Annotated in this window: 8 protein-coding genes; 2 read left to right on the top strand and 6 right to left on the bottom strand. The window is 63.1% G+C overall.

The window, feature by feature from the left end; translation table 11 throughout:
• The 4 genes from ACHWRX_RS09090 to tyrS form a co-directional block, all read right to left on the bottom strand.
• A partial coding sequence (locus tag ACHWRX_RS09090; RefSeq protein WP_394658948.1) for a pyridoxal-phosphate dependent enzyme occupies positions 1-164 on the bottom strand: 164 nt, incomplete at its 3' end.
• Positions 161-1,432, bottom strand: a complete 1,272-nt coding sequence (locus ACHWRX_RS09085) for an MFS transporter (RefSeq protein ID WP_394658947.1) — start codon at positions 1,430-1,432, stop codon at positions 161-163. The genes ACHWRX_RS09085 and ACHWRX_RS09090, both read right to left, overlap by 4 nt.
• A 98-nt stretch (positions 1,433-1,530) precedes the next feature.
• Positions 1,531-1,869, bottom strand: a complete 339-nt coding sequence (locus ACHWRX_RS09080) for a PilZ domain-containing protein (protein WP_183617749.1) — start codon at positions 1,867-1,869, stop codon at positions 1,531-1,533.
• A gap of 120 nt (positions 1,870-1,989) precedes the next feature.
• A complete protein-coding gene (gene tyrS, locus ACHWRX_RS09075) occupies positions 1,990-3,216 on the bottom strand; it encodes a tyrosine--tRNA ligase (protein ID WP_394658946.1) in 1,227 nt (408 codons plus the stop codon).
• 103 nt (positions 3,217-3,319) lie between these two features.
• Here tyrS and ACHWRX_RS09070 point away from each other — a divergent pair, with 103 nt between their 5' ends.
• Both ACHWRX_RS09070 and ACHWRX_RS09065 read left to right on the top strand, forming a co-directional pair.
• A complete protein-coding gene (locus ACHWRX_RS09070; RefSeq protein ID WP_394658945.1) occupies positions 3,320-3,859 on the top strand; it encodes a DOMON-like domain-containing protein in 540 nt (179 codons plus the stop codon).
• Complete coding sequence (locus tag ACHWRX_RS09065; RefSeq protein ID WP_394658944.1) at positions 3,856-5,055, top strand: exo-beta-N-acetylmuramidase NamZ domain-containing protein; 1,200 nt, start codon at positions 3,856-3,858, stop codon at positions 5,053-5,055. The genes ACHWRX_RS09070 and ACHWRX_RS09065 overlap by 4 nt, the downstream gene beginning before the upstream one ends.
• Before the next feature lie 33 nt (positions 5,056-5,088).
• On the opposite strand, the gene ACHWRX_RS09060 is transcribed toward ACHWRX_RS09065, so the two are convergent.
• On the bottom strand, positions 5,089-5,892 hold the full coding sequence (locus ACHWRX_RS09060; RefSeq protein ID WP_058737702.1) for a lipid II flippase Amj family protein: 804 nt from the start codon (positions 5,890-5,892) through the stop codon (positions 5,089-5,091).
• Positions 5,893-5,973: 81 nt separating this feature from the next.
• The coding region (locus ACHWRX_RS09055) for a VWA domain-containing protein (protein ID WP_394658943.1) at positions 5,974-6,759 on the bottom strand (786 nt) is incomplete at its 5' end.

Genomic DNA, 6,759 nt, shown 5'->3' with positions numbered 1-6,759 from the left:
TCCTTTTCCGCCGCGACGATCATGGCGAGGCCGATGCGGTCCTTGATGGAGCCGCCGGGATTCGCGCGCTCGTTCTTTACCCAGACCTCATGGTCCGGGAACAAGCGCGAGAGGCGGATATGCGGCGTGTTGCCGATGGTATCGAGAATGCTGTCGGCCTTCATGGAGCAGTATCCCTATGTCTGTATTGAGGCGCGAACGTTCGGGCGCGGCGGATTTCCGGAAAGAGCTTCGACCATAACACGGTGACGAATATGGCAGCCCCGCCGCCGAAGACAACCGCTCCCGTCGCTCCCAGCAGCGCGGCGGCGACGCCGGACTGCATCTCGCCCAGTTCGTTGGAAGCTGAAATCGCCAGACCCGAGGTAGCGGAAACGCGCCCTCGCATGTCGTCCGGCGTATTGAGCTGGATCAGCGAGGTTCGGATGAAGACCGAAACCATGTCCGCCGCGCCCAGAATCACCAGGAAGCCGAGCGAGGTGGGAAAGTGCCGCGAAAAGGCGAAGGCGATCGTCGCCGCGCCATAGACGACGACGGCCAGCAGCATCTTGACCCCGACGTTGTGCTCCAGCGGTCGGAACGAGAGGGTGAGGGCGACGATCGCGGCTCCGACGGCGGGAGCGGCGCGCATCTGGCCCAGGCCTTCCGGCCCGACATGCAGCACGTCACGCGCGAAGACGGGAAAGAGCGCTGTCGCCCCGCCAAAGATCACCGCGAACAGATCCAGCGTGATGCAGCCGAGCAGAAACCGGTCGTTCCAGACGAACTGAAAACCTCCCTTGATCTGCTGAAACGGATGCGCCTGCCGAGCTTCTGGCGGCGGTGGCGGCAGGCTTCGGATCGAAAGAAGGCTGGTGGCGGCGATCAGCAACAGCACCGTCGATGTCCAGTAGGGCAGGGCATGGGCGGAGCCGAACAGGAACCCGAAGCTTGCCGGGCCGATCACCGCGCCGGCTTGCCACGCAATGGAGTTAAGGGCGATGGCCTTGGGAATGAGCGCGGCGGGGACGATGTTGGGTGCGATGGCGCTCAGGGCCGGACCCTGGAACACGCGGACCGCACCGTGAAGGGCGGCGAAACCGAAGAGCACGGGCAGGCTGCGAATGTCCAGAGCCGTCACCGTTCCCAGCCCCAGCGCGATGCACAAATCGATGCACATCGAAAAGCCGGCGACATAACGACGATCGAAGCGATCCGCGACGACTCCCGCGATCGGCGTCAGAAGCAGGATCGGGATAAACTGCGCCAGGCCCAGCAGACCAAGCTGGAACGCCGCGTCGGAAATCGACATGGCGTACTCCGCACGCGCCACATCGTAGAGCTGGTAGCCGATGATCACGACCACCCCGTTGGTGGCGATGACGGAGGCGAAGCGCGCCAGCCAGAACCTGCGGAAATCGGGAATGGCGAGTGGGGTGGTGGGATCGCTCACCGTCGGGCCCATGGCACCCCGGATGCGATTCGCCAATCTGTACCGGTCAGGATCACTTTGAATCGCCGCTTCTACTTAGCGAGCGACCAGCTGCTTTCTCAGCGCTTGGGGCGTAGCCGGGGGTTGGGCTGCAACGCGTCGACCAGTTTGGTGAAGTCATCGATGCGGATGATCCGTTCGAACTGGAAGCCGGCGCGCCCTTCATGTGACCAGATCAGATGCGCTTCTATGCGCCCTACCACCGGCAGGCGCATCACGACGCGCTCCCCCCGCTCCATGTCGGTCAGATCCTGGGCCATGAAACCCTGCGCCGAGATGTTGACGATGTGCATATGGACATCGCCCAGGCGCCGATGCTCGGCCATGACCTTGAAATCAGCCGGATGGCGCGCGGCGCGGCGCTTGTCGGTCACTGTCAGTTGCGCGCCAGCACTCATTTCGTCTCATCCTCGACGTTGCGATCCAGAAAACGTCATGCACGAGAGTGGCAAACAAACCGTGAAGCGGCGGCGTTAAATCCTGTTCATGTAAAGCTTTAAGCAGAAGTCCCTAGGCCGTTACGCACGCAGCACTCCATGCTTCTTGCGGCCGAGACTGAGCTTGCGCGTCGCCCCCGGCGCGATAACGATCAGGAGGTTGGGATCGGTCACAACCTCGTCGTCAAGCTTCACCGCACCTTCGGCGATCTTACGCTTCGCCTCTCCGTTTGAGGCAGTGAAGCCCAGATCAGTGCAGGCGGCGACGATGCGGATGCCTTCGGCGGGAAGGTCGATCGTGGGCAAATCCGCGCCGATGCCGCCGCCCGCGAATGTGGCCTTGGCGGTATCCTCGGCCGCCCGCGCGGCATCCTCGCCCCTACAGAGCGTCGTCGCCGCGTTGGCGAGGGCGATCTTCGCTTCGTTGATCGCGTTGCCTTCCAGCGCCTCCAGCCGGACGATCTCGTCCATCGGCAAGTCGGTGAACAGACGCAGGCGCTTGCCGACATCGCGGTCATCGGTGTTGCGCCAGAATTGCCAGTAATTGAAGTTGGATAGCTGGTCTTCGTTGAGCCAGACCGCGCCGCCCACCGTCTTGCCCATCTTGGTGCCGTCGGCGTTGGTGAGGAGCGGCGTCGTCAGTCCGAACACCTGCGTGCCGTCCACGCGGCGAGAAAGCTCCACGCCGTTGACGATGTTGCCCCACTGGTCCGATCCGCCCATCTGCAGGCGGCAGCCGACGCGGCGGGAAAGCTCCAGGAAATCATAGGCCTGGAGGATCATGTAGTTGAATTCCAGGAAGCTGAGCGACTGCTCCCGATCCAGACGCAGCTTTACCGAATCGAAGCTGAGCATCCGGTTGATCGAGAAATGCTGGCCGATATCTCGCAAGAACGGGATGTACTCCAGCTTGTCCAGCCAGTCCGCATTGTCGACCATGATCGCATCGCTGGGGCCGTCCCCGAACGTCAGGAAACGCTCGAACACGCGGCGGATCGAGGCGACGTTCTGCTTGATCAGGTCTTCGGTCAGCAGCTTGCGCGCTTCGTCCTTGAAGCTGGGATCGCCGATTTTGCCGGTGCCACCGCCCATGACCACGATCGGCTTATGCCCGGCGCGCTGCAACTGGCGCAGCATCATGATCGAAACCAGATGCCCCACGTGCAGCGATGGCGCGGTGGGATCGAAGCCGATATAGCCGGGGACCACCTGCTTGTCCGCCAGCGCGTCGAGGCCCTGGGCGTCGGTCAGCTGGTGAATGTAGCCACGCTCTTCGAGCAGGCGGAGCAGGGTTGAGTTGTACGTCATGCCGGTGCCTTCCATAGCGGAGGCGCGCGTAAAGCATTTTTGGCCGGGGTGGAACCACCATGCCGGGCCTGAAAGGCTGGTTTTGGAAAATGGAGACGCCACCGTGCAGCCGCACAGCTTGATACCCCATCGCGATTTTCCCGCTGTGACCGTGCGGGAGATCACCGCAAGGCTGACTTGGGATGGAGATTGGCTGCGGCTTCGCTGGCGTATCGAGGGGGCGCAGAAGCTGATCGTGCCATCATTCGCCGGGAAAGGGCGAGCGGATGGTCTTTGGCAGACGACCTGCTTCGAACTGTTTGTGCAACCGTCGGAAGGGGGCGGCTATACCGAGCTGAACCTGTCCCCCTCAGAGCGATGGAACGCCTACGATTTCTCGGCCTATCGCGAGGGGATGACCGAACGAGCGTTTCCGCGTGAGCCCACATGTACGATGCGAAAAGGAGAGGCGCTGGCGATCTTCGACGCCGCCGTTCCCGCCGCCGCGCTGCCGCCCGCGCCTTGGCGATATGGCATGACCGCCGTGATCGAGGAGGAGGGCGGCGTGAAGTCGTTCTGGGCATTCGATCATGGTGAGGGCAAGCCCGATTTCCACGATGCGGCTTGCTTCACCGGCGCGCTTGCGGCAGCGAACCAGACATGAAGTTCGGGATCGATCGCCTGCTCGCCGATGCGGCCTTGCGGGCACCGCTGGAAGGCCGCCGTGTCGCCCTGGTTGCGCACCCCGCCTCCGTCACCCAGTCGTTGCAGCATTCGCTGGACGCGCTGATAGCGGCGGGTGTGAACGTGACGTCCGCCTTTGGCCCTCAGCACGGGCTCAGGGGGGACAAGCAGGACAACATGGTCGAGACGGCCGATGCCCTCGATCCGATCTACGGCATTCCGGTGTTCAGCCTCTATGGCGAAGTGCGCAGGCCCTCGGCGCGCATGATGGACAGCGCAGACGTGTTCCTGTTCGACCTGCAGGACCTGGGGTGCCGGATCTACACCTTCGTCACGACGCTGCTCTATCTGCTGGAGGCCGCGTCCGGCACCGGGAAGGCGGTGTGGGTGCTGGATCGCCCCAATCCCGCCGGTCGCCCTATCGAGGGTACGACCTTGCTCTCCGGTCTCGAGAGCTTCGTCGGCGCCGGGCCGATGCCGATGCGCCACGGGCTGACTTTGGGTGAGATGGGGAACTGGTTCGTCCGGCACTTCAACCTGGATGTCGATTACCGCGTGATTGGCATGGACGGCTGGCGTCCAAACGAAGCGCCAGGCTTTGGCTGGCCGCAGGACCGGCTGTGGATCAATCCCAGCCCCAACGCCGCCAACCTCAACATGGCGCGCGCCTATGCCGGCACCGTCATGCTGGAAGGGACGACGCTGTCCGAAGGGCGCGGCACGACCCGCCCGCTCGAAGTGCTGTTCGGCGCGCCCGATGTGTCGGCCAGCGCAGTCCTCGCCGAGATGCAAGCGATTGCGCCGGCGTGGCTGAGCGGCTGCGCCCTGCGGGAATGCTGGTTCGAACCGACCTTCCACAAGCACCAGAAGACGCTGTGCAATGCGTTGATGATCCATGCGGAGGGTGAGTTCTACGATCACCTGGCGTTCCAGCCCTGGCGATTGCAGGCCCTGGCCTTCAAGGCGATCCGACGGCTTTACCCCGACTACCCGATCTGGCGGGATTTCCCCTACGAGTACGAGTTCGACCGTCTCGCGATCGACGTGATCAACGGCGGCCCGGGCTTGCGAGAATGGGTGGACGATGCGGCGGCTGCTCCGGACGACCTGGATCGGCTGGCCACACGGGATGAAGCCGCCTGGCGCGAAGAAGTGCGCGATCTGCTGCTTTACTGAGGATTCGTTACGGCTTGATCCGATCGGCGCGGATCAGACGTAGTTCGCGATCCAAGCCACCGCATTGGCGGAAGGCACGAACAGTGCCTGTGCCAGCAAAGTACCAACGAGACGGCTGATAGATATCCACACGATGGTGCGACGAAAGCGCGCTTCACCGATGCGGCCTTCCACCACGTCGTCGGTCATCACCGACAATTGCGGGTCGATCAGCGCGAACAACAGGATCGTGGCGAAACCGTTGACGACGGCGGAAAGCTGGGAGGCCGTAACCCGGTACTCCGGGTTCAGGAACCCGGCGTAGAGTGAGGCGAGGACGCCGACGACGATCAGGGCCTGCGCCAAACAGTTCGCCAGCAGCACGCCCCAACCCACGCCCCGGTCCTTGGTGAACCCGCGCAAATGCGTAGGGGACGGCAGTCTGATCGATTGCCGCACGGCGCGAACGCCTGCCGGGGAGGCGAGGCGCATGACCAGCCGGCCAGTGGAGCGATGGACTTGAAAGTGCTTGATCCCCGCCGCGAACAAGCGCTGCCCGGTGGGCACCAGGAGAATGCCCAGGAACACCGCGATCGATGCTGAGGCTAACACGAGCCTGAAATCACCCAGCAGCGCCTCGCCGCCACCTGACGCCAGGCGGCTCTCGATCCGCTTTGCAAGGAATGGGCCGAGGAAGCTGTTCGATGTGCGGGAAACCAGCACCAGGATGTTGAACAGCGCGAAGCTCATGGCGATCCGCCGCGTGCGCACCCCGGCGATGCGCGCCGAATAGGCCAGCGTACCGATGAGGTTGATCGCAGCCGTCAGCAGGCAGATGATGAGCAGTTGCCGGTCCATGCGCGAAGCCCCTAGGCGCTTGCCGAGCGAGTCGCCACCGTTTCCCGTGGCAGGCTTCTCAATGTGGAGCAGATCGCCGGGTCAGCTCTTCTTGCGCGTCAGTTCCCTCATGGCCGATTCCAGGCCGCCGAGCGTCAGCGGATACATCGCGCCGTTCACCAGTTCGCGCATCATGGTGGTGGAAGTCGTATATTTCCATTCGTTCTCGGCCGTGGGGTTCAGCCAGACCGTGGCCGGATAAGTCTGCATCACGCGCTGCATCCACAAGGCGCCCGGCTCCGGATTTATATGCTCTACCGACCCGCCGGGATGGCTGATCTCGTAAGGGCTCATCGCCGCATCGCCCACAAAGATGACTTTGTAATCATGGCCGTACTTGTGAAGAATATCCCACGTGTTGGTTCGCTGCGCCCAGCGGCGGCGATTGTCCTTCCAGACGCCTTCGTACAGGCAGTTGTGGAAGTAGAAGAACTCCATATTCTTGAATTCGCCGGTTGCGGCGCTGAACAATTCTTCCACAAGCTGGACAAACGGATCCATCGAGCCGCCGACGTCCAGGAAAAGCAGCACTTTCACCGCGTTGTGGCGTTCGGGCCGCATCTTCAGGTCAAGCCAGCCTTGCTTGGCGGTGCCGTCGATCGTCCCTTGCAAGTCCAGCTCTTCGGCTGCGCCCTCGCGCGCAAAGCGCCGCAGCCGGCGCAGGGCGACCTTGATGTTACGGGTGCCCAACTCCTTCGTATTGTCGAGATTGGCGAATTCGCGCTTCTCCCAGACCTTGATCGCGCGCCTGTTCTTGCTCTGGCCGCCGATGCGGATGCCTTCCGGGTTGTAGCCGGAATGGCCGAACGGAGAAGTGCCGTTGGTGCC

This window comes from uncultured Novosphingobium sp., from assembly GCF_964277725.1.
Lineage (GTDB): Bacteria > Pseudomonadota > Alphaproteobacteria > Sphingomonadales > Sphingomonadaceae > Novosphingobium > Novosphingobium fluoreni.
This window is presented reverse-complemented; position numbering and strand designations above follow the sequence as displayed.

Bases quoted from the DNA above. Each gene is read 5' to 3' on its own strand.
- ACHWRX_RS09080 (WP_183617749.1), bottom strand. From the start codon at position 1,869: ATGAGTGCTGGCGCGCAACTGACAGTGACCGACAAGCGCCGCGCCGCG.
- tyrS (WP_394658946.1), bottom strand. From the start codon at position 3,216: ATGACGTACAACTCAACCCTGCTCCGCCTGCTCGAAGAGCGTGGCTAC.
- ACHWRX_RS09065 (WP_394658944.1), top strand. From the start codon at position 3,856: ATGAAGTTCGGGATCGATCGCCTGCTCGCCGATGCGGCCTTGCGGGCA.
- ACHWRX_RS09060 (WP_058737702.1), bottom strand. From the start codon at position 5,892: ATGGACCGGCAACTGCTCATCATCTGCCTGCTGACGGCTGCGATCAAC.